This window comes from Kitasatospora sp. NPDC034533, assembly GCF_055575155.1.
The window spans coordinates 65,931-90,134 of sequence record NZ_JBVITE010000007.1; the positions used below are offsets into that span (position 1 = coordinate 65,931).

19 protein-coding genes are annotated in these 24,204 nt (G+C 72.2%); 1 reads left to right on the forward strand and 18 read right to left on the reverse strand.

The features are described from left to right. Nucleotides 1–4: 4 nt before the first annotated feature. Nucleotides 5–598, reverse strand: a complete 594-nt coding sequence (gene lspA / locus ACZ55U_RS07590; protein WP_465523463.1) for a signal peptidase II — start codon at nt 596–598, stop codon at nt 5–7. A gap of 241 nt (nt 599–839) precedes the next feature. Further along, nucleotides 840–1,385, reverse strand: coding sequence for a TraR/DksA family transcriptional regulator (locus ACZ55U_RS07595; RefSeq protein WP_380702329.1), 546 nt, complete (start codon nt 1,383–1,385; stop codon nt 840–842). A gap of 551 nt (nt 1,386–1,936) precedes the next feature. On the opposite strand from ACZ55U_RS07595, the gene ileS reads away from it, so the two are divergent. After that, nucleotides 1,937–5,119: an isoleucine--tRNA ligase gene (ileS, locus tag ACZ55U_RS07600; protein ID WP_465523465.1), complete on the forward strand. Its 3,183-nt coding sequence runs from the start codon at nt 1,937–1,939 to the stop codon at nt 5,117–5,119. Nucleotides 5,120–5,293: 174 nt separating this feature from the next. Here the strand turns inward: ileS and ACZ55U_RS07605 are convergent, their stop codons facing one another. The 16 genes from ACZ55U_RS07605 to rsmH form a co-directional block, all read right to left on the reverse strand. After that, the gene (locus ACZ55U_RS07605) at nt 5,294–6,643 is read right to left on the reverse strand and encodes a DivIVA domain-containing protein (protein WP_465523467.1); all 1,350 of its coding nucleotides are present in this window, start codon (nt 6,641–6,643) and stop codon (nt 5,294–5,296) included. A gap of 59 nt (nt 6,644–6,702) precedes the next feature. Then, a complete protein-coding gene (locus ACZ55U_RS07610) occupies nt 6,703–6,984 on the reverse strand; it encodes a YggT family protein (protein WP_030060143.1) in 282 nt (93 codons plus the stop codon). Nucleotides 6,985–7,082: 98 nt separating this feature from the next. After that, nucleotides 7,083–7,700, reverse strand: coding sequence for a cell division protein SepF (locus ACZ55U_RS07615; protein WP_380702320.1), 618 nt, complete (start codon nt 7,698–7,700; stop codon nt 7,083–7,085). A gap of 295 nt (nt 7,701–7,995) precedes the next feature. Then, entirely contained in the window at nt 7,996–8,784 is a 789-nt protein-coding gene (locus tag ACZ55U_RS07620) for a YggS family pyridoxal phosphate-dependent enzyme (RefSeq protein ID WP_465523469.1), read from the reverse strand. Next, on the reverse strand, nt 8,784–9,515 hold the full coding sequence (gene pgeF, locus ACZ55U_RS07625) for a peptidoglycan editing factor PgeF (protein ID WP_465523471.1): 732 nt from the start codon (nt 9,513–9,515) through the stop codon (nt 8,784–8,786). Before pgeF ends, ACZ55U_RS07620 begins: the two co-directional genes overlap by 1 nt. Next, the gene (ftsZ, locus tag ACZ55U_RS07630; protein ID WP_465523473.1) at nt 9,512–10,744 is read right to left on the reverse strand and encodes a cell division protein FtsZ; all 1,233 of its coding nucleotides are present in this window, start codon (nt 10,742–10,744) and stop codon (nt 9,512–9,514) included. Before ftsZ ends, pgeF begins: the two co-directional genes overlap by 4 nt. A 363-nt stretch (nt 10,745–11,107) precedes the next feature. After that, a complete protein-coding gene (locus ACZ55U_RS07635) occupies nt 11,108–11,884 on the reverse strand; it encodes a cell division protein FtsQ/DivIB (protein ID WP_465523475.1) in 777 nt (258 codons plus the stop codon). Then, nucleotides 11,877–12,983, reverse strand: a complete 1,107-nt coding sequence (murG, locus tag ACZ55U_RS07640) for an undecaprenyldiphospho-muramoylpentapeptide beta-N-acetylglucosaminyltransferase (protein WP_465523477.1) — start codon at nt 12,981–12,983, stop codon at nt 11,877–11,879. The genes ACZ55U_RS07635 and murG overlap by 8 nt, the downstream gene beginning before the upstream one ends. Nucleotides 12,984–12,989: 6 nt before the next feature. Then, nucleotides 12,990–14,303 (reverse strand): putative lipid II flippase FtsW, encoded by a 1,314-nt coding sequence (ftsW, locus tag ACZ55U_RS07645; RefSeq protein WP_465523695.1) that lies wholly within the window; start codon nt 14,301–14,303, stop codon nt 12,990–12,992. A 101-nt stretch (nt 14,304–14,404) separates the two neighbouring features. Next, nucleotides 14,405–15,838 (reverse strand): UDP-N-acetylmuramoyl-L-alanine--D-glutamate ligase, encoded by a 1,434-nt coding sequence (gene murD, locus ACZ55U_RS07650; protein WP_465523479.1) that lies wholly within the window; start codon nt 15,836–15,838, stop codon nt 14,405–14,407. Further along, nucleotides 15,835–16,896: a phospho-N-acetylmuramoyl-pentapeptide-transferase gene (mraY, locus tag ACZ55U_RS07655; protein ID WP_465523481.1), complete on the reverse strand. Its 1,062-nt coding sequence runs from the start codon at nt 16,894–16,896 to the stop codon at nt 15,835–15,837. Before mraY ends, murD begins: the two co-directional genes overlap by 4 nt. Beyond that, nucleotides 16,896–18,299, reverse strand: a complete 1,404-nt coding sequence (locus ACZ55U_RS07660; RefSeq protein WP_465523483.1) for a UDP-N-acetylmuramoyl-tripeptide--D-alanyl-D-alanine ligase — start codon at nt 18,297–18,299, stop codon at nt 16,896–16,898. Before ACZ55U_RS07660 ends, mraY begins: the two co-directional genes overlap by 1 nt. Beyond that, entirely contained in the window at nt 18,296–19,963 is a 1,668-nt protein-coding gene (locus ACZ55U_RS07665) for a UDP-N-acetylmuramoyl-L-alanyl-D-glutamate--2,6-diaminopimelate ligase (protein ID WP_465523485.1), read from the reverse strand. The genes ACZ55U_RS07660 and ACZ55U_RS07665 overlap by 4 nt, the downstream gene beginning before the upstream one ends. 6 nt (nt 19,964–19,969) lie before the next feature. Then, entirely contained in the window at nt 19,970–22,213 is a 2,244-nt protein-coding gene (locus tag ACZ55U_RS07670; RefSeq protein WP_465523487.1) for a peptidoglycan D,D-transpeptidase FtsI family protein, read from the reverse strand. Beyond that, nucleotides 22,210–22,731, reverse strand: coding sequence for a cell division protein FtsL (ftsL, locus tag ACZ55U_RS07675; protein WP_465523489.1), 522 nt, complete (start codon nt 22,729–22,731; stop codon nt 22,210–22,212). The genes ACZ55U_RS07670 and ftsL overlap by 4 nt, the downstream gene beginning before the upstream one ends. 156 nt (nt 22,732–22,887) lie before the next feature. After that, nucleotides 22,888–23,862, reverse strand: coding sequence for a 16S rRNA (cytosine(1402)-N(4))-methyltransferase RsmH (gene rsmH, locus ACZ55U_RS07680; RefSeq protein WP_465523491.1), 975 nt, complete (start codon nt 23,860–23,862; stop codon nt 22,888–22,890). Nucleotides 23,863–24,204 lie beyond the last annotated feature (342 nt).

Sequence of the window (24,204 nt, forward strand, 5' to 3'; positions counted from 1 at the left end):
CGGCCTACTCCGGCTTCCCGGCCTTCTCGGCCTGCTGGTGAACGGTCCCGTCCGGGTTGCTGCCCCGGAAGGAGAGCAGCACCACCAGGATCCCGCCGCAGACGATCGCCGAGTCCGCGAGGTTGAAGACCGCGAAGTGCTGGACGGAGATGAAGTCCACCACGTGCCCCCGGAAGACGCCCGGCGAGCGGAACAGCCGGTCGGTGAGGTTGCCGAGCGCCCCGCCGAGCAGCAGTCCGAGCGCGAGCGCCCAGGGCAGGCTGTAGAGCCGCCGGGCGATCCGCCAGATCACCACGATGACGGCCGAGGCGATCATTGTGAAGACGACGGTCAGCGCCTGCCCCATCCCGAAGGCCGCGCCCGAGTTGCGGATCACCTGGAAGGTGACGACGTCCCCGATCACCTTGATCGCCGCGTGGTTCTCCAGCCGGGCGACCACCAGCAGCTTGCTGCCGAGGTCGATCAGGAACGCGAGCACCGCGACGACCAGCAGCACGCCGACCCGGCGCGGGCCCTTGGGCTTCTCCACGGCCGTGCTGCCCTCGGACGCCGCCTCGATCGGCTCGGTCGGCTCGGCCGACCCGGCCGGTTCGGCCACGGGCACCTCCACGGCATCGGCGGGGGGCGGGACGGCGTCGTCCCGGGTCTGGGGGGAACCTTGCGTACTGATGATCCGCTCCGCTGCCGGTGGAGCTCCCCCGCTGCGCCGCAGGGGGAGGGTGGTGGGCCGGTGACGGCCTGCCCGCGTCCGTGGACGCGTCAGACGACGTTACTCAGGCGACGTTACGGGGTCGAGCGTACGGCAAGCCCGACCCCCCACGTCGCTCCGGTCACCCGGTTCAGCGGCGCTCCTGCTTGGCCTTGCACTGCACGCAGAGCGTCGCCCGCGGGAAGGCCTGCATCCGGGCCTTGCCGATGGCCTGTCCGCAGGACTCGCAGGTGCCGAAGCCGACGCCCTCCAGCCGCTCCAGCGCGCGCTCGGTCTGGGCCAGGCTGTCCCGCGCGTTGTTGGCCAGCGCCAGCTCGCTCTCCCGCGAGATGTTCTTCGTACCGGCGTCCACCTGGTCGTCGCCGGCTCCGTCGTTGGAGTCGCGCATCAGGCCGGAGATGGCCGCCTCGGCGGCGTCGATCTCGTTGCGGAGCCGCTCCAGCTCGCTGATCAGCTCGTCGTGGAGCTCGTGGACCTCCTCGGCGGTCCACGCCTCCTCGCCGGGCCGCACCGGCAGCGTGGCCGGGTCCACGGACTCGGCGCCCCGCGGCACGGTGACGGTGTCGGTGCTGGTCTTCGGTGCGGTAGTGGTCACGGTCCCCTCCCCTGGATCGACCGCCACGGCCTTGCGTGCCCGCTTGGTGGCGGTGCCCGCGCCGGTTCCCTTCTCAGCCATGGCTTTCGACCCCATCTACGAACGAATCGAGCCGCCGGTTCCCGGCGGCCTCCAGTGCCGGAACGATAATCCTGATCAAAACCGGTCACAACATGACATACCGACGCCCCATAACGTTCCCACCCAGGCAGCCGCCCCAACCGTCACGCCCCGTGCGCTCAGAGATTTGTGCCCAGATCACCCCTTCCTAACCACCCCCTCCGAAGGCCCCCGGAGCGCCCGCCCGAAACGCTTTGGACAAACCGGCTCACCCGGCCGATACACTTGCCCTGCAAGGCGCAGATGGGACGAGTACCGACGTACGCAGCCACCAGCGACCCGGGGACGGTGTGAGCCCGGGGGCGTGCACGACGGGAAGATCACCCCGGAGCCGCCGGAAGAACGGCCACCGCGCAGCGAGCGCGGCGGCCCACTAGACCCGGCAGCAAGCCCAAACAAGAGGGCCGCGAACGCAGTACCGCGGCCAAGGAGGGTGGTACCGCGGGGCGGCCGGTCCGTCTCGTCCCTCCGGAGGATCCAGTCCCAGCATCCGCCGGAGGTAGACGCCCGCGATGAGCTCCCGACCCGTCACCCACCACGACCCTTCCGACGACGCGCCGAGCGCGGCCCCGCTCTACCGCGCCGTTCCCGCGCAGGTGGACCTGCCCGCCCTGGAGCACGGGATCCTGTCCTTCTGGCAGGACAACAAGATCTTCCAGCGCAGCCTGGAGCAGTCCGAGGGCCGCCCCGAGTGGGTGTTCTACGAGGGCCCGCCCACCGCCAACGGCATGCCCGGCGCCCACCACATCGAGGCCCGCGTCTTCAAGGACGTCTTCCCGCGCTACCGGACCATGAAGGGCTACCACGTCGCCCGCAAGGCCGGCTGGGACTGCCACGGCCTGCCGGTCGAGCTCGCCGTCGAGAAGGAACTGGGCTTCTCCGGCAAGCAGGACATCGAGGCGTACGGCATCGCCGAGTTCAACGCCAAGTGCCGCGAGTCGGTCACCCGCCACACCGACGCCTTCACCGAGCTGACCACCCGCATGGGCTACTGGGTCGACCTCGACGAGGCCTACCGGACGATGGACCCGTCCTACGTCCAGTCCGTGTGGTGGTCGCTCCGGCAGATCTTCGACAAGGGCCTGCTGGTCCAGGACCACCGGGTCGCCCCCTGGTGCCCGCGCTGCGGCACCGGCCTGTCGGACCACGAGCTGGCCCAGGGCTACGAGACCGTGGTCGACCCCTCGGTCTTCGTGCGCTTCCCGCTGACCAGCGGCCCGCTGGCCGGCCAGGCCTCCCTGCTGGTCTGGACCACCACCCCCTGGACCCTGGTCTCCAACACCGCCGCCGCCGTCCACCCGGAGGTCACCTACGTGGTGGCCACCGACGGCGACGAGAAGCTCGTCGTGGCCGAGCCGCTGGTCGCCAAGGCCCTCGGCGAGGGCTGGGAGACCACCGGCGAGTCCTTCACCGGCGCCGAGATGGAGCGCTGGGCCTACCGCCGCCCCTTCGACCTGGTCGAGATCGAGAACGCCCACTACGTCCTCACCGCCGACTACGTCACCACCGAGGACGGCACCGGCATCGTCCACCAGTCCCCCGCCTTCGGCGCGGACGACCTCGCGACCTGCCGCAGGTACGGCCTGCCGGTGGTCAACCCGGTGCTCGGCGACGGCACCTTCGCCCCCGACGTCCCGCTGGTCGGCGGCCAGTTCTTCAAGAAGGCCGACGAGGCCCTGGTCGCGGACCTCAAGGAGCGCGGCCTGCTCTTCCGCCACCTGCCGTACGAGCACAGCTACCCGCACTGCTGGCGCTGCCACACCGCGCTGCTCTACTACGCGCAGCCGTCCTGGTACATCCGGACCACCGCCGTCAAGGACGCGATGATCCGCGAGAACGAGGCCACCAACTGGTTCCCGGAGACGGTCAAGCACGGCCGCTTCGGCGACTGGCTGAACAACAACATCGACTGGGCGCTCAGCCGCAACCGCTACTGGGGCACCCCGCTGCCGATCTGGCGCTGCGAGGAGGGCCACCTCACCTGCGTCGGCTCGCTCGCCGAGCTGTCCGAGCTCACCGGCACCGACCAGAGCGACCTCGACCCGCACCGCCCGTACATCGACGCGGTGACCTTCGCCTGCCGCGACTGCGGCGGCACCGCCACCCGGGTGCCCGAGGTCATCGACGCCTGGTACGACTCGGGCTCGATGCCCTTCGCCCAGTACGGCTACCCGTACCAGAACAAGGAGCTGTTCGAGAAGCGCTACCCAGCGCAGTTCATCTCCGAGGCGATCGACCAGACCCGCGGCTGGTTCTACACGCTGATGGCGGTCGGCACCCTGGTGTTCGACCGGAGCAGCTACGAGAACGTCGTCTGCCTGGGCCACATCCTGGCCGAGGACGGCCGCAAGATGTCCAAGCACCTGGGCAACATCCTCCAGCCGATCCCGCTGATGGACCAGCACGGCGCCGACGCCGTCCGCTGGTTCATGGCCGCCGGCGGCTCGCCCTGGTCGGCCCGCCGGGTCGGCCACGGCACCATCCAGGAGGTGGTCCGCAAGACCCTCCTCACCTACTGGAACACCGTCGCCTTCCAGGCCCTGTACGCCCGCACCTCGAACTGGGCCCCCTCGGCGGGCGACCCGGCCCCGGCCGACCGCCCGCAGCTGGACCGCTGGGTGCTCTCCGAGCTGAACGCCCTGGTCCGCGAGGTCGACGCGGCCTACGAGGCGTACGACACCCAGCGCGCCGGCAAGCTGCTGTCCGGCTTCGTCGACGACCTGTCCAACTGGTACGTCCGCCGCGGCCGCCGCCGCTTCTGGCAGGGCGACGCCGCCGCGCTCGCCACCCTGCACGAGGCGCTGGAGACGGTCACCCGCCTGATGGCCCCGCTCACCCCGTTCATCACCGAGCGGGTCTGGCAGGACCTGGTCGTCCCGGTCACCCCGGACGCCCCTGCCTCGGTGCACCTGGCCACCTGGCCGGAGGCCGACGAGTCGCTGGTCGACACCGAGCTCTCCCGGCACATGGCGCTGGTCCGCCGCCTGGTCGAGCTGGGCCGCGCGACCCGCGCGGAGTCGGGCGTGAAGACCCGTCAGCCGCTGTCGCGCGCGCTGGTCGCCGCCCAGGGCTGGGAGGAGCTGCCCGCCGACCTGCGCGCGCAGATCGCCGAGGAGCTCAACGTCTCCACCCTGGAGTCGCTGGCGGAGGTCGGCGGCTCGCTGGTCGACACCAGCGCCAAGGCCAACTTCCGCGCGCTGGGCAAGCGCTTCGGCAAGGGCGTGCAGGACGTCGCCAAGGCGGTCGCCGCCACCGACGCCGCCCGCCTGGCCGCCGAACTGCGGTCCGGCGGCGAGACCTCCGTCGAGCTGAACGGCGAGACGATCACCCTCTCTCCGGACGAGGTGATCATCACCGAGACCCCGCGCGAGGGCTGGGCCGTCGCCAACGAGTCCGGCGCCACCGTCGCCCTGGACCTCGCCATCACCCCGGAGCTCAAGCGCCTCGGCATCGCCCGCGACGCCATCCGCCAGATCCAGGAGGCCCGCAAGAACTCCGGCCTGGACGTCGCCGACCGCATCGTCCTGCGCTGGCGCGCCACCTCGGAGGAGACCACCGAGGCGATCGCCGAGCACGGCCCGCTCGTCGCCGAGGAGGTCCTCGCCACCGACTTCGCCGCCGGCGCCGCCGACTGGGAGTCCGAGACCTTCGCCGACGAGTCCCTCGGCCTGGCCTTCCAGCTCCGCAAGGCCTGACCGGCCCTCAGAACCGCCGTCACCCCTCGGGGGTGGCGGCGGTTCTTCCGTTCCCCACGCCCTGCCCCCGGCTCCGGACGCGGATCGGAGCGCCCCTCCCCCGAACGCGAAGAAGCGCCCCCTCCCCGACCCGGAGGTCGGAAAGGGGGCGCCCCTGGAGGTCCTGCTACAACCTCAGTTGTCGCCGTCCTCGTCGATCAGGAAGCCCCGCATCGGCGCCGGAGCCTGCTGCATCGGCTGCGGCGGCTGCGGACGGACGGCCGCCATCGGCTGGGTCATCCCGGCCGGCTGCATCTGCGGCGCACCGCTGTTGCCACCGTTGGACTGCCCACCGAAGCTCGGCGCCGAGGAGCCGCCGCCGAAGGAGCTGTTCCCGCCGAACGACGGCGAGCTGCCGCCGAAGGACGGCTGGTTGCCACCGAAGCTCGGCGCGCCGCTGCTCATCGAGCCGGCACCGGCCGGAGCCATCGACGAGGCCGCCGGCGGCAGCGACGCGGTGGCGGGGATCCGCGGCGGAGCGAGCGAGTCGTCGGCCTGCGACTCCAGCTGACGCAGCTGGGTCTCCAGGTACGACTTCAGACGCGTGCGGTACTCACGCTCGAACGCCCGCAGGTCCTCGACCTTGCGCTCCAGCGTGGCCCGCGCGGACTCCAGCGAGCCCATCGCGACGCGGTGCTTCTCCTGCGCGTCCCGCTCCAGCGCGTCGGCCTTCGCACGGGCGTCGCGCTCCAGGCCCTCGGCACGGCTGCGCGCCTCGCCGACGATCTTGTTGGCCTCGGACCGGGCCTCGGAGATCGCCTGGTCGGCGGTCTGCTGAGCGAGCGCCAGCACCCGGGCGGCGCTGTCGCCACCGGGACCCTGCTGCTGCATCGGGGCGCCCATCGGGCCGCCCATCTGCTGCGGGCCGCCCATCGGGCCGCCCATCGGCTGCATCTGCTGCTGGCCCATGCCCTGGCCCATCGGGTTGCCCATCTGCTGCGGGCCACCGGGACCGCCCATGGGCTGGAGCATCTGACCGCCCATCGGCTGGACCAGCTGCTGCTGACCGCCCATGGTCTGGTTCATCTGCTGCTGCGGCCCGCCGGCGGCCGGGAGCTGCGGCTGGGAGCCGGCCGGCAGGCCGAGCGGCTGATTGCCCATCTGCTGCTGAGGACCACCGGGGCCCATCTGCTGCTGGGGGCCGCCCGGACCCATCTGCTGCGGGCCACCGGGGCCCATCTGCTGCGGGCCGCCCGGACCCTGCTGGCCGGGCACCGGCGGGCCGGATATGGCGGCGGGCACCGGAGCGCCGCCCTGTCGGGGAGCGTCCTGCTGCGGTTCCTTGCGCAGGTTGGCCTGGTTCTGCGCGGCGGCACGAGTCGCGGCGGCCAGCTTGGCGCGCAGGTCCTCGTTCTCCCGGAGGAGGCGGGTCAGCTCCGCCTCGACCTCGTCGAGGAAGGCATCGACCTCGTCCTCGTCATAGCCTTCACGCAGGCGGACGGTCGTGAACTGCTTGTTCCGAACGTCCTCGGGGGTCAATGGCATCTCTTCACCTCAACGTGATCGTCGGCACACCGGCATCCTGTCGCATCGCTCACCTACGACTAGGGGTGCACAAGCGAGATCAGGACATACACAATGATCATCAGTACGAAGAAGGACAGGTCGAGCGCCACGCCCCCGAAACGCAACGGCGGAATCAGCCGCCGAAGAAGCTTGAGCGGCGGATCCGTGACAGTGTACGTGGCCTCCAGGACCAGGACCATGGCCTTGCCCGGCCGCCACGAACGCGCGAACTGGAAGACCCAGTCCATCACCAACCGCACGAGCAGGAACACCAGGAAGACGGTCAGGGCGTAGTAGAGCACCGCCCACACGATGTCCATCGCGTTTCCCTCTCCCCGGTCCCGATCCCTCGGGCCTGCCGCTCGTCACCTGTCGCCAACCACTGTTGATCAGATCCACACATGGAGTCGTGGCCGGGTCAGCTCTGGTTGAAGAACCCACCCTCGGCGATCCGAGCCTTGTCCTCCGCCGTGACATCGACGTTAGCAGGCGACAGCAGGAACACCTTCTGTGTCACGCGCTCGATACTGCCGTGCAGACCGAAGACGAGTCCAGCGGCGAAGTCTACGAGGCGCTTCGCGTCGGTGTCGTCCATCTCGGTCAGATTCATGATCACGGGGGTACCGCCGCGGAACTGTTCCCCGATGGTACGGGCCTCGTTGTAGGTCCGGGGGTGCAGCGTGGTGATGCGGTAGGGCTCTCGTTCGTTCACGACCTTGGGCATGATCACCGGTGCGCTCTTCTCCAGGTTGTGGCGGCGTTCGGGTGTGATGGACGACACGGGGGCCATCCTCGGAGTCTCCTGCCGGATCGGCACCGCGGCGGGCACCGGCTGCGGGGTGATCGAGGAGACCGGGGCGGGCGCGGCGGCCGCCGGGGCCGGGGTCGGCCGGGGGATGTCCTCGGTCCGCTGGCCCGTCCGGATCGGTTCGGGGTCCGCGTCGTAGTCGTCGTCGGGGTCGTACCCCTGGCCGTCGTACGTCTCGTCCTCCACGAGGCCGAGGTAGACCGCCATCTTGCGCATTGCGCCGGCCATGCTCCTGTCTCCTCCGCTCATAGCCGCCTCGCTCGCGCTCGGCGGCGGCTTCGCGATGCGCGCACCTTCTGATGGTCGCTCGCTTCGCTCGTTCCGTACGGACCGGCTCCGGCCCGGGCCGTACGGCCCCGCCTGCGGATTCCGCGGTCCCTCCACGACGGTGCATCAGGCCGACGGCCGGTCAGAACTCGCGGAGTGGGGCCGCGGAGCTGCGATCCACGGTTCGCTAGCACTCCGAAGAGCTGCTAGATTCTGTCCTATTTTGTCCTGCTGTCTGATCTACTACCCGGTGACGTTACCTGAGGGGTGACCTCACTCCGAGTACCGCCGTTCCGACGCGCACATGTGTCGCCCCGGCGGCAATCGCCTGCTCAAGGTCCCCGCTCATCCCTGCGGAGACCATGGTGGCAGCCGGATGGGCCGCTCGTACGGCGGTTGCGATTTCCGTCAGCCGATCGAATGCACGGGCCGGATCTCCGGCCAGCGGACCGCTCAGCGGAGCGACGGTCATCACACCCTCCAGGCGCAGCCCGGGCGTGTCGGCGATCGCGTCGGCCAGTTGCGCGACGTCCTCGGGTGCGACCCCCGCCCGGTGCGCGCCCTCCCCGTACGCCTTGTCCAGGGCCACCTGGACCAGGCAACCCAGCTCCGGGCGCTCCGACTTGAGCACCGCCGCGGAGAGCGACTCGACCAGCCGCAGCCGGTCCACCGAGTGCACGTGGTTCGCGTACCGGACGACCGAGCGGACCTTGTTGGTCTGGAGCTGGCCGACGAAGTGCCAGTCAAGAGGAAGGTTTCTGCACTGCTCGGCCTTGGGAGCGGCGTCCTGGTCCCGGTTCTCCGCGACGTCCGTCACACCGAGCCCGGCCAGCAGCGCGGTGTCCTCGGCGGGGTAGGTCTTGGTGACGACGACCAGGGTGACCTCGTCCCGGGCGCGCCCGGCGGCGGCGCACGCGTCCGCGATCCGGCGCTCGACCACCTCCAGGTTGGTGCCGAGTTCCTCGTACCGGGCCCGCTGGCCCTCCGTCAGCGCCGCAGTGAACTCGGGGCTTCCCGGGAACGGTCCGTAGATGTCGTTCGTCATCAGTGATCAGAGCCCAACCAGACGTAGCTCGCGAGCCGGCCGGTGCGCCGCTCGCGGCGATAGGAGTAGTGATCGGCGGATTCGAGGGTGCAGACAGATGATCGCACCACCTCCTTGACCCCCGCCGCGGCCAGCTGGGCCGCGACCCCCTCCGCCACGTCCAGCGCGGGAGTCCCCCAGGACGTCTCGGCGAAGGCCTCCGGCACCACCGCGGCGACCTCGGCGCGCAGTTCGGCCGGCACCTCGTAGCAGCGGCCGCAGACCGCGGGGCCGGTGGCGGCGGTGATCCTGCCGGGCTCCGCCCCCAGTCCGGCCATCGCCCGGACGACCGCGGGGACCACCCCCGCCGCCAGCCCGGGCCGGCCCGCGTGGGCCGCGCCCACCACGCCCGCCACCGGATCGGCCAGCAGCACCGGGGTGCAGTCGGCGGTCAGCACCGCCAGCGCGAGCGGCCGGTCGGTGACCACCGCGTCCACCGTCGGGGCCTGCCCGAGCGGCTGGCGCCCGGTCACCACCGCGACCTCGGCGCCGTGCACCTGGTTCATCCACACCACGTCGGCCGGGTCGAGCCCCAGCTTCCGGGCGGCGAGCGCCCGGTTCTCCCGCACGGCCGCCGGGTCGTCCCCCACCGCGCCGCCGAGGTTCAGCTCCCCGTACGGCGAAGTGCTCACCCCGCCCCACCGTGAGGTGAAGGCGAAGTGAGCACCCGCGCGGACCGCGTGATCGATCACTTAAGGAAGTCCGGGACGTCAAGCTCCTCGGCCGGGCTCTCCACGAACGGCTGCCGGGCCGGCTGCACCTGCGGCGGCACCGCCGCGGCGGTCGTGGTGGTCGGGGCCTCGGCGGTCCGGCTCGGCGCGGCGGCCGGGGCCTCGCCCTCCGAACGGGACGTCACCGAGCCGATGCTCCCGTACGACGGACGGCCGGCCGGGCGCTCCGGGGCGGCCGGCGGCGTGGCCGGGCGCTCCGGGGCGGTGGACTTGACCACCGGGTCGCGGACGATCGCCGGCGGCTGCCCGCCGTCGAAGCCGGCCGCGATGACGGTGACCCGGACCTCGTCGCCGAGGGCGTCGTCGATGACGGCACCGAAGATGATGTTCGCCTCGGGGTGGGCCGCCTCGCTGACCAGCTGGGCCGACTCGTTGATCTCGAACAGGCCGAGGTCGGAGCCGCCCGAGATGGACAGCAGCACGCCGCGGGCGCCGTCGATCGAGGCCTCCAGCAGCGGCGAGGAGATCGCCATCACGGCGGCGGCCTTGGCGCGGTCCTCGCCGCGGGCCGAGCCGATGCCCATGAGGGCCGAACCGGCCTCGGACATGACGGACTTGACGTCGGCGAAGTCGAGGTTGATCAGACCGGGGGTGGTGATCAGGTCGGTGATGCCCTGGACACCGGAGAGCAGGACCTGGTCGGCCGAGCGGAACGCGTCGAGGACGCTGACCTGGCGGTCCGAGATGGACAGCAGCCGGTCGTTGGGGATCACGATGAGGGTGTCGACCTCTTCGCGCAGGGCGGCGATGCCGTCCTCGGCCTGGTTGGCCCGGCGGCGTCCCTCGAAGGTGAACGGACGGGTGACCACGCCGATGGTCAGGGCGCCCAGGGAGCGCGCGATGTTGGCGACGACGGGCGCGCCACCCGTGCCCGTGCCACCGCCCTCGCCGGCGGTCACGAAGACCATGTCGGCCCCCTTGAGGACCTCCTCGATCTCCTCGCGGTGGTCCTCGGCGGCCTTGCGGCCGACCTCGGGGTTGGCGCCGGCGCCGAGGCCCCGGGTGAGTTCACGGCCCACATCGAGCTTGACGTCGGCGTCGCTCATCAGGAGGGCCTGCGCATCGGTGTTGATCGCGATGAACTCGACGCCCTTGAGACCGACCTCGATCATCCGGTTGATGGCGTTGACACCACCGCCGCCGATTCCGACGACCTTGATGACTGCGAGGTAGTTCTGCGGTGCTGCCACGTCGAAGGCCTCTCGCCTCGAATTTCCGGGTCGGCCCGACCCGGAGCGGGGCCGTACCGACGGATGTCGATGGGTAGGGAGCCTGGTTTCTGACTGAATGTCCGAAATGCCGACCGCCGACCCCAACCCTAAACTTGACCTTTAGGGTTAGTGCTGTGCCTCCGTCACGTCACCAGGAAACACAGGCTGGTGACACAGGACACTAGGTGGCTCCGGGCACGCGTTTCAACGAACACGCCGAGCTTCCCTTTTTCTTTTGAGCCTATGTGATCATCGGCCGGCTTAGGAAACCGGGGGTGACCACCAAGAGTCGGGCCGACACTGCGAGGCGTCAACCCTCCCTCAGGCAGAGAACCTACCGGATCATCCCGACACCGCCGGCGCCTCGGGCGCCGTCACGTCGAAGTTCGTACCCTTCTGGTTCATCAGCGCGACCAGCACCCGGGCCTTCCGGTCGATCTGCTCCGGGCTCCCCCAGCGCACCGTCACACCCCCGCTGAGCTGCAACTCGATGTCGTCGTAGGAGCGCACCAGCACGGCACCGGCCCGCTTGGCGACCTCCTGCGGCAGCCCGGCGGCCACCGCCACCGCGCCCCTCACCAGCTGCGAACGGTCGATCACCCCGTCGACGTCGGTCGCCTGCTGACTGAGCCGCAGTTCCACCACCGGGACGCCCTCCGGCGGGGCCGGCTCGGTGGCGAAGCTCACGCCTCCGGCATCGACCTGGGTGAACTGGCCGTCATCCCCCTTGACGGCGGCCACCGCCGTGCGCTGGACCACCTTCACCCGAAGGGTGTGCGGCCAGCCCCGCCACACCTCCGCCTTGGCCACCCGGGGGATCGCCTCCACCCGGTGCCGGACGACGTCCAGGTCCACCCGCGCCAGCGGGCCGTCACCCAGCCCGCCGACCGCCTCGCGGACCTGGTCCGCCGTCAGCCTCTCGTCGTCCGCGCCCTGGACGGCGACGGTGCGCACGTCCAGCACCGAGGAGAAGAACACCAGCCAGGCCAGCACGCCGAGCACCGCGGCGCCGAGCGCGCCCAGCACCACGATGCCCCGCCGGGAGAGCCGGAGGCGGGGAGCGGACTCCTCCACCTCCAGCTCCTCCTCCAGCGGATCGGCGAGCCGGCCGTCAGCCACGGCGGCGACCGCCGCGGTGGGCCTGGATCGCCTCGTAGACCATGCCGACCAGCAGGTCGTCGGCGTCCCGGCGGCCGAACTCGGAGGCCGCCCGGCTCATGTCCCACAGCCGCTGCGGGTCGGTGAGCACCGGCAGCACGTTCTGGAGCACCCAGTCCGGGGTCAGCTCGGCGTCGTCCACCAGCAGGCCGCCGCCGGCCTTGACCATCGGCTGGGCGTTCAGTCGCTGCTCGCCGTTGCCGATCGGCAGCGGGACGAAGGCGGCGGGCAGCCCCACGGCCGCCAGCTCGGCCACCGTCATGGCGCCGGCCCGGCAGAGCATCATGTCGGCGGCCGCGTAGGCGAGGTCCATCCGGTCCAGGTACGGCACCGGGCGGTACGGCGGCATCCCGGGGACGTCGGCGACCTGCGGCAGCTCGTTCTTCGGGCCGACCGCGTGCAGGATCTGCACGCCGTACTGCTGGAGCCGCGGGGCGATCGCGGTGACCGTCTCGTTGAGCCGGCGCGCGCCCTGGGAGCCGCCGGAGACCAGCAGCGTGGGCAGCCGCTGGTCGAGGCCGAAGTACTGGCGGGCCTCCGGGCGGGCGGCGCCCCGGTCCAGGGTGGCGATGGTCCGGCGCAGCGGGATGCCGATGTACCGGGAGTCGCGCAGCTTGCTGTCCGGCGTGGAGACCGCCACGAAGTCGCTGTAGCGGGCGCCGATCTTGTTGGCCAGGCCCGGACGCGCGTTCGCCTCGTGCACCACGATCGGCACCCCGGCCCGCTTGGCGGCCAGGTAGGCGGGCATCGCGACGTAGCCGCCGAAGCCGACCACGGCGTCCGCGTTGACCCGCTCGATGATCTCCTGGGCGGCCCGGACGGTGCCGCGCAGCCGGCCGGGGACGGTGATCAGCTCCGGGGTGGGCTTGCGGGGCAGCGGCACGGCCGGGATCAGCTCCAGCTGGTAGCCGCGCTCGGGCACCAGCCGGGTCTCCAGTCCGCGCTCGGTGCCCAGGGCGGTGATCCCGATGGACGGGTCGTGCCTGCGGAGGGCATCCGCGAGGGCCATGGCCGGCTCGATGTGACCGGCGGTCCCCCCGCCGGCGAGTACGACATGCACCGAAATTCACCGCTCCCTGCGTGCCGGCCCCGGGGCCGGGCGCGCTGTGGTTCGTCGTCGTGGCAGCACCCGGGCCAGTTGTCTCCTGATCCGGGAGTTCTTGCTCCGGGCGGCCAGCGCCGCCTTCGCGCCCGAGGTGCTGCGCGCCAGGCACAGCAGCACACCGATCGCGGACATGGCCGACAGCATGGCGGAACCGCCGTAGGAGAACAGCGGGAGCGGGACGCCCGCGATGGGCAGCAGTCCCAGCGCCGACCCCAGGTTGATCATGGCCTGCGCCATGATCCAGGTGGTGGCGGCTCCCGCGGCGTACCTGACGAAGGGGTCCTTCGTACCGATGGCCACACGGATACCCGCGTAGCCTAGTGCCGCGAAGAGACCGAGCACCGACAGCGTCCCCACCAGACCGAGTTCCTCGCCGGTCGCGGCGAAGATGAAGTCGGTGTGCGCCTCGGGCAGCTGGCCCCACTTCTCCACGCCGGCGCCGAGGCCGGTGCCGAAGCCGCCGCCGTTGGCGAAGGCGAAGACGCCGTGCAGGGCCTGGAAGCAGGCGCCCTCGGGATCGAGCTTGGTCACGCCTATGCAGCCCAGGCGCTCGGCCCGGTGCGGGACGGTGACCACCAGGGCGGTGCAGACCACCACCGCGACCCCGACGGTGGCCACGAACAGCCGCAGCGGCGCCCCGACCATCCAGAGCAGCGCGAACACCATGGCCACCAGGATCATCGAGGTGCCCATGTCGCCGCCGAACATGATCAGCGCGAGCAGCAGCAGGGCGCCCGGCACCAGGGGCACCAGCAGGTGCTTCCACGAGTTGAGGGTGCCGGCCTTCTGCTTGCGGGCGAGCAGGTCGGCGCCCCAGAGCACCAGCGCGAGCTTGGCGAACTCCGACGGCTGGAACTGGAAGAAGCCGAAATCCAGCCAGTTCTGGTTGCCGTTGATCCGCACCCCGATGCCGGGGATGGCGACCAGGGTGAGGAGGGCGATCACCCCGATCATCACCGGGTAGACGATCACCCGCAGCACCGCCAGCGGGACGGAGGCGAAGCCGATCAGCAGGACCAGGCCGAGGATGGCCGCGATCAGCTGCTTGAGGAAGTAGTACTGCGCCGTGTGGTGCTGGTTCAGGGCGAGGATCTGCGAGGCCGAGAAGACCATCATCAGACCGAGCACGACCAGCAGCAGGGTGCTGCCGACGATCAGCAGGTACGGCGTGAGCGGCCGGTCCAGCCAGTACCGGACCCGGGCCCGGAAGGCCCGGATCCGGCCCAGCGGACCGGCCGACTTGTACTTGGTCGTGGTGGCGGAGATCACTCTCATCGGCTCGGCGGCGTCCCGCTTCACGACGCCGGAATCCGCTCTGCCCTGCCCCGCCACCGCTCCCCGCTCACTTTCTCCGTCCGACGCCCGCGCCGACCCGACTACTCGCCCGCCAGCTCCCGGACGGCCGCGGCGAAGAGGTCGCCGCGCTCGCCGTAGTTGGTGAACATGTCCATCGAGGCGCAGGCCGGTGCCAGCAGCACCGTGTCACCCGATCGGGCGAGCGATGCGGCCGTTCGAACGATTTCCGCCATCGCCACCGCGCCAGTCTGGCCCTCGGCCGCCTCGATCACCGGCACATCCGGAGCGTGTCGCTCCAACGCCTCTCGGATCAGCGCCCGGTCCTGGCCGATCAGCACCACCGCGCGCAGCCGCTCGGCCGCGTCCTGGACGAGGTCGTCGAAGGTCGCGCCCTTGGCCAGGCCCCCGGCGATCCAGACGATCGGCCGGTAGGCGGCCAGCGAGGCTGCCGCCGCGTGGGTGTTGGTGGCCTTGGAGTCGTCGATGTACGTGACCTCGCGGACCACGGCGACCTCGGCGATCCGGTGGGCGTCCGGGCGGAAGGCCCGCAGGCCCTCCCGGACGGCCTTCGGCTCGACGCCGTACGCCCGGGCCAGCGCCGCCGCGGCGAGCGCGTTGGCGATGTTGTGCGGGGCCGGCGGGTTCACGTCCGAGACGGCGCCCAGCTCGGCGGCGTTCTTGGCCCGGTCCTCGACGAAGGCCCGGTCCACCAGCAGGCCGTCGACCACGCCGAAGTTCGACGGGCCGGGCGTGCCGAGGCCGAAGCCGATCGCCCGGCAGCCCTCCTCGACGTCGGCCTCGCGGACCAGCGCCTCGGTGGCCGGGTCGGCCAGGTTGTACACGCAGGCGACGGTGTTGCCCTCGTAGATCCGGCCCTTGTCGGCGGCGTACGCCTCCATCGAGCCGTGCCAGTCGAGGTGGTCGGGCGCCAGGTTGAGCACCGCGCCCGAGTGCGGTCGCAGCGAGGGCGCCCAGTGCAGCTGGTAGCTGGAGAGCTCGACGGCGAGCACGTCGTACGGCTCCTCGGCGAGCACCGCGTCCAGCACCGAGACCCCGACGTTGCCGACGGCGGCGGTGCGCTTGCCGGCCGCGGTGAGGATCGAGGCGAGCATCTGGACGGTGGTGGTCTTGCCGTTGGTGCCGGTGACGGCCAGCCAGGGGGCGGGCTCGCCGGTGCCGGGCAGCGGCTTGCGCAGCCGCCAGGCCAGCTCGACGTCGCCCCAGACCGGGACGCCGGCCGCCTCGGCGGCGGCGAACAGCGGGCTGTCGGGGGCCCAGCCGGGCGAGGTGACGACCAGCTCGGTGCCCTCGGGCAGGCTCGCGCCGTCCCCGAGCCGCACGGTGACGCCCAGCGCCTCCAGCTCGGCGGCGCGGGCCCTGAGGCCCTCGCCGCTGCCGCCGTCGACCACGGTGACCCGGGCGCCGAGGCCGTGCAGGACGCGCGCCGCGCTGATGCCGGAGACGCCGAGCCCGGCGACGGCGACGGGCAGGTTCGGGAAGTCAGGGTTCGTCATCCGGTCCGGTATCCCGCGTAGAAGAGGCCGAGGCCGATGGCGACGCACAGACCCTGGATGATCCAGAAGCGGACCACGACCAGGACTTCGCTCCAGCCCTTGAGTTCGAAGTGGTGTTGCAGTGGTGCCATCTTGAAGACGCGCTTGCCGGTCATCCGGAAGGAGCCGACCTGGATGATCACCGACAGGGTGATGATCATGAAGAGGCCGCCCAGCAGGATGAGCAGCAGCTCGGTGCGCGAGCAGATCGCGAGGCCGGCCAGGGCGCCGCCGAGGGCGAGCGAGCCGGTGTCACCCATGAAGATCTTGGCGGGCGAGGTGTTCCACCACAGGAAGCCGAAGCAGGAGCCCATCAGCGCGGCGGCCACCACCGCGAGGTCCAGCGGGTCCCGGACGTCGTAGCAGGCGCTGGTCGCGGAGAAGAAGTAGGCGCAGCTCTGCCCGTACTCCCAGACGCCGATGAAGGTGTAGGCGCCGAAGGCCATCACCGAGGCGCCGGTGGCGAGGCCGTCCAGACCGTCCGTCAGGTTCACCCCGTTGGAGGTCGCCGCGATCATGAAGTACGCGAAGATGACGAACAGCACCGGGCCGATCGACCACTCGAAGTCGCGGACGAAGGACAGCTTCTCGGAGGCCGGGCTGACACCGCGGTCGTCGTGGAACTGGAGCGCCAGGACGGCGAAGGCGAGGCCGACGATGGACTGGCCGGCCAGCTTCGCCTTGGCCCGCAGGCCGAGCGAGCGGCGCTTGACCACCTTGATGTAGTCGTCCAGGAAGCCGACCAGGCCCAGGCCCGTGGTCAGGAAGAGCACCAGCAGCCCGGAGGCGGTCGGGCTCTCGCCCGTTATCGCCTTCGTGGCGAAGTAGGCGATCAGGGTCGCCAGGATGAAGGCGATGCCGCCCATCGTGGGCGTGCCCTTCTTGCTGTGGTGCGCCTTGGGGCCGTCGTCGCGGATGTACTGGCCGTAGCCCTGCCGGGCGAGCAGCTTGATCAGCGCGGGCGTGCCGACCAGCGAGAGGACCAGGCCGATCAGCCCGGAGAAAAGGATCTGCTTCATTATTCGGCCACACCGTCCGACAGGAGGGCCTCGGCCACCTTCTCCAGCCCCACCGAACGGGATGCCTTCACCAGGACCACGTCCCCTGGCCGCAGCTGACTGCGCAGCAGCTCGACCGCCGCGTCCGCGTCGGACACCAGCACCGACTCCTCACCCCACGAACCTTCGTTCCTCGCACCGAGTTCCATGCAGGCCGCCTCGCGTCCGCCGACCGCCACCAGCTTGGTGACGTCCAGCCGGACGGCGAGCCGCCCGATGGCGTCGTGCTCGGCCAGGCTCTCCTCGCCGAGCTCCCGCATCTCGCCGAGCACCGCCCAGGTGCGGCGGCGCTCCGGGCCGCGGCCCCCCATCGAGACCAGCGCCCGCAGCGCGGCCCGCATCGAGTCGGGGTTCGCGTTGTAGGCGTCGTTGACGACGGTGACACCATCGGCCCGGTCGACGACCTCCATGCGCCAGCGGGACAGCGCACCCGCCTCGCCCAGGGCGGCGGCGGTGTCGTCGACGGACATCCCGAGCTCCACCGCCACCGCGGCGGCGGCGAGGGCGTTCGAGACGTGGTGCTCACCGTACAGGCGCAGCTGCACGGGCGCGGAACCGGCCGGGGTGGTGAGCGTGAACGATGGCCTCCCGGTGGCGTCCAGGCGAACGTTCACCGCCCGGACGTGGGCTTCCGGTGATTCGCCGAACAGGACCACCCTGGCCCTGGTACGGGAGGCCATCGCGCGCACCAGCCGGTCGTCGGCGTTGAGGATCGCGGCGCCCTCGGCGGGCAGCGACTCGACCAGTTCGCCCTTGGCCTCGGCGATCGCCTCCTTCGAGCCGAACTCGCCGACGTGGGCGGTGCCGACGTTGAGGACCACGCCGATCCGGGGCGGGGTGATCGAGGTGAGGTACTCGATGTCGCCCTTGTGCCGGGCGCCCATCTCCATGACCAGGTGCCGGGTGCCGGCCTCGACCCGCAGCGCGGTCATCGGGTGGCCGATCTCGTTGTTGAGCGAGCCGGGCGGGTAGACGGTGTCGCCGAGGCGCTGGAGCAGCTGGGCGATCAGGTCCTTGGTGCTGGTCTTGCCGGCCGAGCCGGTCAGCGCGACCACGGTGGTGCCCTCGGCGCGGGCGACCACGGCGCGGGCGAGCTTGCCGAGCGCCTCCACCACACTGTCGACCAGGACGGCGGGCACGCCGACCGGGCGGGAGGCCAGCACCGCGACGGCGCCGTCCTCGACCGCCTTGGCCGCGTAGTCGTGGCCGTCCACGTGCTCGCCGACGAAGGCCACGAACAGGCCGCCGGGGACCACCTTGCGCGAGTCGACCTCGACCGGGCCGGTGACCAGGGCGTCCGGGTCGGCGCCGTCCAGGGTGCCTCCGACGGCGGCGGCCACCTCGGCGAGGGTCAGTGCGATCACTGCTGCTCTACTCCTCGGTCGCCCCGTGCGGCCGGGGTCCGCGCGACGGAGCTCCGCGTGATCTCTTCGTGCAGCACCTCCCGGTCGTCGAAGGGGCGGATCTCGTCTCGTACGTATTGGCCGAGTTCGTGGCCCTTGCCGGCCACGAGCACGGTGTCCCCCGCCCCGGCGCGGGCGACCGCCAGCCGGATCGCCTCGGCCCGGTCGGGGACGACCAGGACGTCCCCCCGCTCGGCCTCGGGCACCGTCGCGGCGCCGGTCAGCATGGTGGCGAGGATCGCCAGCGGGTCCTCGCTGCGCGGGTTGTCGCTGGTCAGCAGGGCGGTGTCGGCGAGGCGGGCGGCGATGGCGCCCATCGGGCCGCGCTTGTGCGGGTCGCGGTCGCCGCCGCAGCCGACCACGACGTGCAGCCGGCCCTCGGTGACCTCGCGCAGCGAGGCGAGGACGGCCTGGAGGGCGTCCGGCTTGTGCGCGTAGTCGACGACGGCGACGAACGGCTGTCCGGCGTCCACCCGCTCCAGCCGGCCGGGCACCCCGGGGACGGCGGCGACGCCGGCCACCGCCCGCTCCAGCGGCAGCCCGGCGACGACCAGCACGGTGATCGCGGCGAGCGCGTTGGCGACGTTGAACGGGCCGGGCAGCGGGACGGAGGCCTCGGCCCTCGCACCGTCCGGGCCGAGCACGGTGAAGGTCGAGCCGACCGGGCCGAGCCTGACGTCCACGGCCCGCCAGTCGGCCTCGGCGGCGCCGGTGGCGGAGAAGGTGACCATCGGGATCTCGGCCTCGGCGGCGAGCCGGCGGCCGTACTCGTCGTCCAGGTTGGCCACGCCGCGGCGGGACTTGCCGGGCTGGAAGAGCCGGGCCTTCGCCTGGAAGTAGTCCTCCATGTCCGGGTGGAAGTCGAGGTGCTCCGGGGTCAGGTTGTTGAACAGCGCGACGTCGTACGCGACCCCGTCGGTGCGGCCGAAGACCAGGGCGTGGCTGGAGACCTCCATGGTCACCGCGTCGGCGCCGCGCTCGGCCATCACGCCGAGGATCGCGTGCAGGTCGGTGGCCTCGGGGGTGGTGCGCTCGCTCTTGATCCGCTCCTCGCCGACCCGCATCTCGACGGTGCCGATCACGCCCGGGCGGCGCCCGGCGCCGCGCAGACCGCCCTCGACCAGGTAGGAGGTGGTGGTCTTGCCGTTGGTGCCGGTCAGCCCGATCATCAGCAGCCCCTCCGAGGGGCGGCCGTAGACGATCGCGGCCAGCTCGCCCATGACGGCCCGAGGGCGGTCCACGACCAGCAGCGGCAGGCCGGTGGCGGCGGCGACCTCGGCGCCGGCCGGGTCGGTGAGCACCGCCACCGCGCCGGACTCCGCGGCCTTGGCGGCGAACGCCGCGCCGTGGTGGTTGGCGCCGGGGAAGGCCACGTAGACGTCGCCCGGACGGACCGCGCGGGAGTCGTGGGTGACGCCGGTGACGGCGCCGCCCTCGACGGGCGGCAGGCCCAGTTCGGCGGCCAGCTTCGCGAGCGGCAGGGCGGTGGTCCCGGTCGGGCGGGGCGGACTCACGGTGGTTTGATCGGGTTTCGGCACGGCGGGAAGGCTATCCGCCGAAGGGTGCCCAGGGCCAAACCGGCCCTCCGCCGCGCCGTGGTCCCGCCCGTCCCGTTCGTTGCTCATGCTCGCTCACGGCTTCCAGTCGACGGGCAGGTTGGGCGCCTGGCTGCCGCTCGGCGGCACCTGCATGGTCTTCAGGGTGAACTCCATCACCTGCTTGAACACCGGGCCGCACAGCTGGCCGCCGAAGTGGCCGTTGACCGGGCCCTGGAGGGTGCAGGAGACGGTGTACCGGGGGGCGTCGGCGGGGGCGAAGCCGATGAAGGAGGCGGTGTAGCCGTCGTAGCCCTTGCCGTCGGCGGCGCCCCGGTTCGCGGTGCCGGTCTTGCCGGCGACCCGGTAGCCGGGGATGGCGGCCTTGCCGCCGGTGCCCTGCTCGTCGTCGACGACCGACTCCAGCATCGAGGTGAGGGTCTTGGCCGTCTCCGGGCTGACCACCTGGGTCCGTGCCCCCGGCGCGCTCGGCGTGTACTTGCCGCTCGGGTCGGTGACGCCCTGGACGATGCTGGGCGCGACCCGCACCCCGCCGTTGGCGATGGTCGAGTAGACCGAGGTGGCCTGGAGCGCGTTCATCTGCATCGGGCCCTGGCCGAAGGCGATGTTGTACTTCTCCGAGGCGACCAGGTCCTCCGGCTTCTTGAGCATGCCGGCGGTCTCCCCGGGGAAGCCCAGGCCGGTCGGCTGGGCGACGCCGAACTTGCGCAGGTAGCCGTCCAGGACCTTGTTGGCCTCCAACTGGTCACCGCCGCCGAGGGTCTCGACGGCCTCGATGGTGCCGATGTTGGAGGACTTGGCCAGCACCCCGGCCAGGGTCAGGTACCAGGTGTCGTGGTCGACGTCGTCCTTGAACTGCTGTCCGGCCCTCACCAGCCGGTTGGGCACGGTGACCTTGGTGTCCCAGGTGGCCTTGCCGGAGTCCAGGACGGCGGCCATGCTCATCAGCTTGGCGGTGCTGCCCGGCTCGTACGCGTCCTGGAGGGCGGCGTTGCCCAGCTGGGACTGCTTGGACAGGCTCAGGTCGTTCGGGTTGAAGCCGGGCGCGGTGGCCATCGCGAGGACCTGGCCGGTCTTCACGTCCTGGACCACCACGTAGCCCTTCTCCGCGCCGGAGTTGGCCACCTGGTCGGCGATCGCCCGCTGGGCGGCCCACTGGATGTCCCGGTTGATGGTCAGCTTCACGTCGCTGCCCGGCACGGCCGGGTCCATCGAGCCCCCGGCGGTGGGCACCAGCCGCCCGCCGGACTGGGCGTAGCTGCTGTGGCCGTCCTTGCCGGCCAGCAGCTTCTGGTACTGGAGCTCCAGGCCGCCGGCGCCCTCGCCCTCGGCGTTGACGAAGCCGACCAGGTTGGCCGCCAGGCCGTCCGCCGGGTAGATCCGCTTCTGGGTCTCCCGGTTGAACACCCCGGCCAGCGGGTTGGCGCACTCGTTGTCCACCCGGGTGCGCCCGCCCTCCTCGGCGGGCTTGCCGAGCAGCTTCTTCTGGGCCTGGCAGGCCCGCGAGCCGGCCTGCTTCTCCAGGCTCGACTTGAGGTCGCTGATCTGCTTCTTGGTGGCCGGGGTCTGCTGGGCCGCGAGCCGCTTGTAGCGGGTCTTGGGGGTGCGCAGGTCCGCGGCGATCTTCTCCTTGGGCACGCCGAGGATCGGCGCCAGCAGCGCGGCCGCCTGCTCCGGCGCGTCCGGGATGCCGGTCGCCTCCGGGGTGAACATCGCCGGGTCGGCGGTGATGTCGTACGCGTCGACGGTGGCCGCCAGCGCGACCCCGTCGGAGGACGTTATCGAGCCGCGTTCGGCGGTGATCGGGATGTTCAGGTACCGGTTGGTGTTGGCGTCGGCGGCCAGCGCGGAGGCGTCCACCAGCTGGAGCTGCACCAGGCGGCCGGCGAAGACGGAGAACACCAGCGACAGCGCCACGGTGATCACCCGGAGCCGGCGCTTGGGCTCGGCCAGCCTGAGCGTCTTGGCGCGCTGCGACGGGCGGCTCTTCGGGCGCACCGCCGCCTGGCTGCGGGCCGGCGGGCGGCCCTCGGGACGGCGCTGCTGCGGCGCCCGAGGGGTGCGGCCGGCCGAGGCCGACTTCGCGGGCTGGGCCTTGGCGGACTGGCCGCGGGCGGGCTGCCCCTTGGCGGGCCGGCCCTGCGCGGGCTGGCTGCGCCCGGAGGCCGACTGGCCGCGCGCGGACTGTCCCTTGGCGGGCTGGCCCTTCGCGGGCTGGCTGCGCCCGGAGGCGGACCGGCCGCGCGGCGCGGCGCCCCCGGGCAGCGGACGGCGGCCGTCGCCGCCGCCGGACCCGCCGGGCTGGCGTGGCGTGCTCATCGGCCCGCACCCCCGCTCGGCTTCGCGCCCGCGGCGGGCGAGACCGGGTTGAGCTGGATCACCGAGTCGCCGGCGGACGCCGCCGGGGTCGGTGCCGGCGGCGGAGGCGGCGGCGCGGCCGGCGAGGGGGCACCGCCCGGCTGCGGCGCGGCCGGCGACGGGCCGGCACCGGGCTGGGCGGCGCCGGGCTGGGACTTCGTGGGCCACGGCTCGGCCGTCGAGCGCTTCACCGGCGGGCTGTCCTGGGCCGGACCGGGCGTGCCGAGCACCTTGCCGCCGTTCGGGACGTCCAGGAAGGCCATCCCGCCGGCCGGGACCATGCCCAGCTCGCCGGCGCGCCTGGCCAGCGCGTCCGGAGCCGAGTTCTGGTCGATCTCGTGCTGGAGGCTCTGCTGCTCGTCGGTCGCCACGGTGGTCTGCTTCTGTAGCCGGGAGAGCTCGAACGAGCCCTCGTTGAGCGCGGTGTTCAGTGCCAGCAGGCCGAGCAGCCCGCCCGCCAGCAGCACCACGATGAGCACCGCGAACGGTGTGCGCCGCCGTACCGGGCGCTTCCCCGGCCGGACCGTGATCCGCGCCCTGCCCTGCCCGGGGAGTCCTCCCCGCCCCGCCCGGACCTCACCGGCCACCGGCCCCACTGCTCTCCTCCGCCCTTCGGACCCCGCCGGGCCGGTTCGTCAGCCCCGCTTGCTTCGGTCCCTGATCCTCTCCGCCACCCGCAGCCGCACGGGCGCGGCGCGCCGGTTCTCCTCGATCTCCTCCTCCGTGGCCAGCTCGGCACCGCGAGTGATCAGCTTCAGCCAGGGCTGGTGCTCCTCGGGGACGAACGGCAGCCCCGGCGGGGCGGTGTTGGTCGCCCCGGCGGCGAAGTACTGCTTGACCAGGCGGTCCTCCAGCGACTGGTAGGACATCACCACGATCCGGCCGCCCACCGCGAGGACGTCCAGCGCCCCGGGGATCGCCCGGTCCAGGACCTCCAGCTCGCCGTTGACCTCGATCCGCAGCGCCTGGAACGTCCGCTTGGCCGGGTTCCCTCCGGTGCGGCGGGTCGCCGCCGGAATCGCGTTGCGCACCAACTCGACGAGACGCGCGCTGTTGGTGAACGGTTCCTTCTCCCGCTCCCGCAGGATCACCGAGGCGATCTTCCCGGCGAACCGCTCCTCGCCGTACACCTTGAGGATCCGGGCCAGGGCGCCGTGGCTGTAGGTGTTCAGCACCTCCGCCGCGCTGATCCCCCGGGTCTGGTCCATCCGCATGTCCAGCGGCGCGTCCTGCGCGTACGCGAAGCCGCGCTCCGCCTCGTCCAGCTGCATCGAGGAGACGCCGAGGTCGAACAGGACGCCGTCCACCCGGTCGATGCCCAGGCGCTCCAGCACCTCGGGGATCTCGTCGTAGACCGCGTGCACCAGGGTGGCCCGGTCGCCGAACGGGGCCAGCCGCTCGCCGGACAGCTTCAGCGCCTGCGGGTCGCGGTCCACCGCGACCAGCCGCACCTGCGGGAACTGGGTCAGCAGCGCCTCGCTGTGCCCGCCGAGGCCGAGGGTGGCGTCCACCACCACGGCACCCGGGCGCGAGATCGCCGGGGCCAGCGCGTCCATGCACCGCTGGAGCATCACCGGAACGTGCTTGGGGCCCGGTTCGTTGGTGGTCATGCGCGGTGGCGCCCTTCCTCGGTGCGGAGCAGCCCGACGTCCGGGAGCTGTGACCCATTCTCGCCCACCGTGCCCCGGCACGACGAAGCGGCCCGTGGTCCCCGCCCGCTCAAGGGGAAGGTCGTGACCGCCCGGCGCCGGGGAAGGTGCGCCAGGTGGGCACGGAGCGGGTGGAGGCCACGGGCCGCGTCGACCGGGCCGCACCGGCCGGGAAGGCCCCGTTGACGGGCCCCGGCGGGTGTGCTCCACTGCGCCACGCACTCTATCGCGCGGACCCTGCCAGTCAATGGCCCGCTCCGGCGCACCACCCGGGCGGCGGTACGGATCACCGCAGGTCGCGGC

Excerpts from the sequence above, each read along its gene's own strand:
- ACZ55U_RS07595 (WP_380702329.1), bottom strand. The coding sequence starts at position 1,385 with ATGGCTGAGAAGGGAACCGGCGCGGGCACCGCCACCAAGCGGGCACGC.
- ileS (WP_465523465.1), top strand. The coding sequence starts at position 1,937 with ATGAGCTCCCGACCCGTCACCCACCACGACCCTTCCGACGACGCGCCG.
- ACZ55U_RS07605 (WP_465523467.1), bottom strand. The coding sequence starts at position 6,643 with ATGCCATTGACCCCCGAGGACGTTCGGAACAAGCAGTTCACGACCGTC.
- ACZ55U_RS07610 (WP_030060143.1), bottom strand. The coding sequence starts at position 6,984 with ATGGACATCGTGTGGGCGGTGCTCTACTACGCCCTGACCGTCTTCCTG.
- ACZ55U_RS07615 (WP_380702320.1), bottom strand. The coding sequence starts at position 7,700 with ATGGCCGGCGCAATGCGCAAGATGGCGGTCTACCTCGGCCTCGTGGAG.
- ACZ55U_RS07620 (WP_465523469.1), bottom strand. The coding sequence starts at position 8,784 with ATGACGAACGACATCTACGGACCGTTCCCGGGAAGCCCCGAGTTCACT.
- ftsW (WP_465523695.1), bottom strand. The coding sequence starts at position 14,303 with ATGAGAGTGATCTCCGCCACCACGACCAAGTACAAGTCGGCCGGTCCG.
- murD (WP_465523479.1), bottom strand. The coding sequence starts at position 15,838 with ATGACGAACCCTGACTTCCCGAACCTGCCCGTCGCCGTCGCCGGGCTC.
- mraY (WP_465523481.1), bottom strand. The coding sequence starts at position 16,896 with ATGAAGCAGATCCTTTTCTCCGGGCTGATCGGCCTGGTCCTCTCGCTG.
- ACZ55U_RS07665 (WP_465523485.1), bottom strand. The coding sequence starts at position 19,963 with ATGAGCAACGAACGGGACGGGCGGGACCACGGCGCGGCGGAGGGCCGG.
- ACZ55U_RS07670 (WP_465523487.1), bottom strand. The coding sequence starts at position 22,213 with ATGAGCACGCCACGCCAGCCCGGCGGGTCCGGCGGCGGCGACGGCCGC.
- rsmH (WP_465523491.1), bottom strand. The coding sequence starts at position 23,862 with ATGACCACCAACGAACCGGGCCCCAAGCACGTTCCGGTGATGCTCCAG.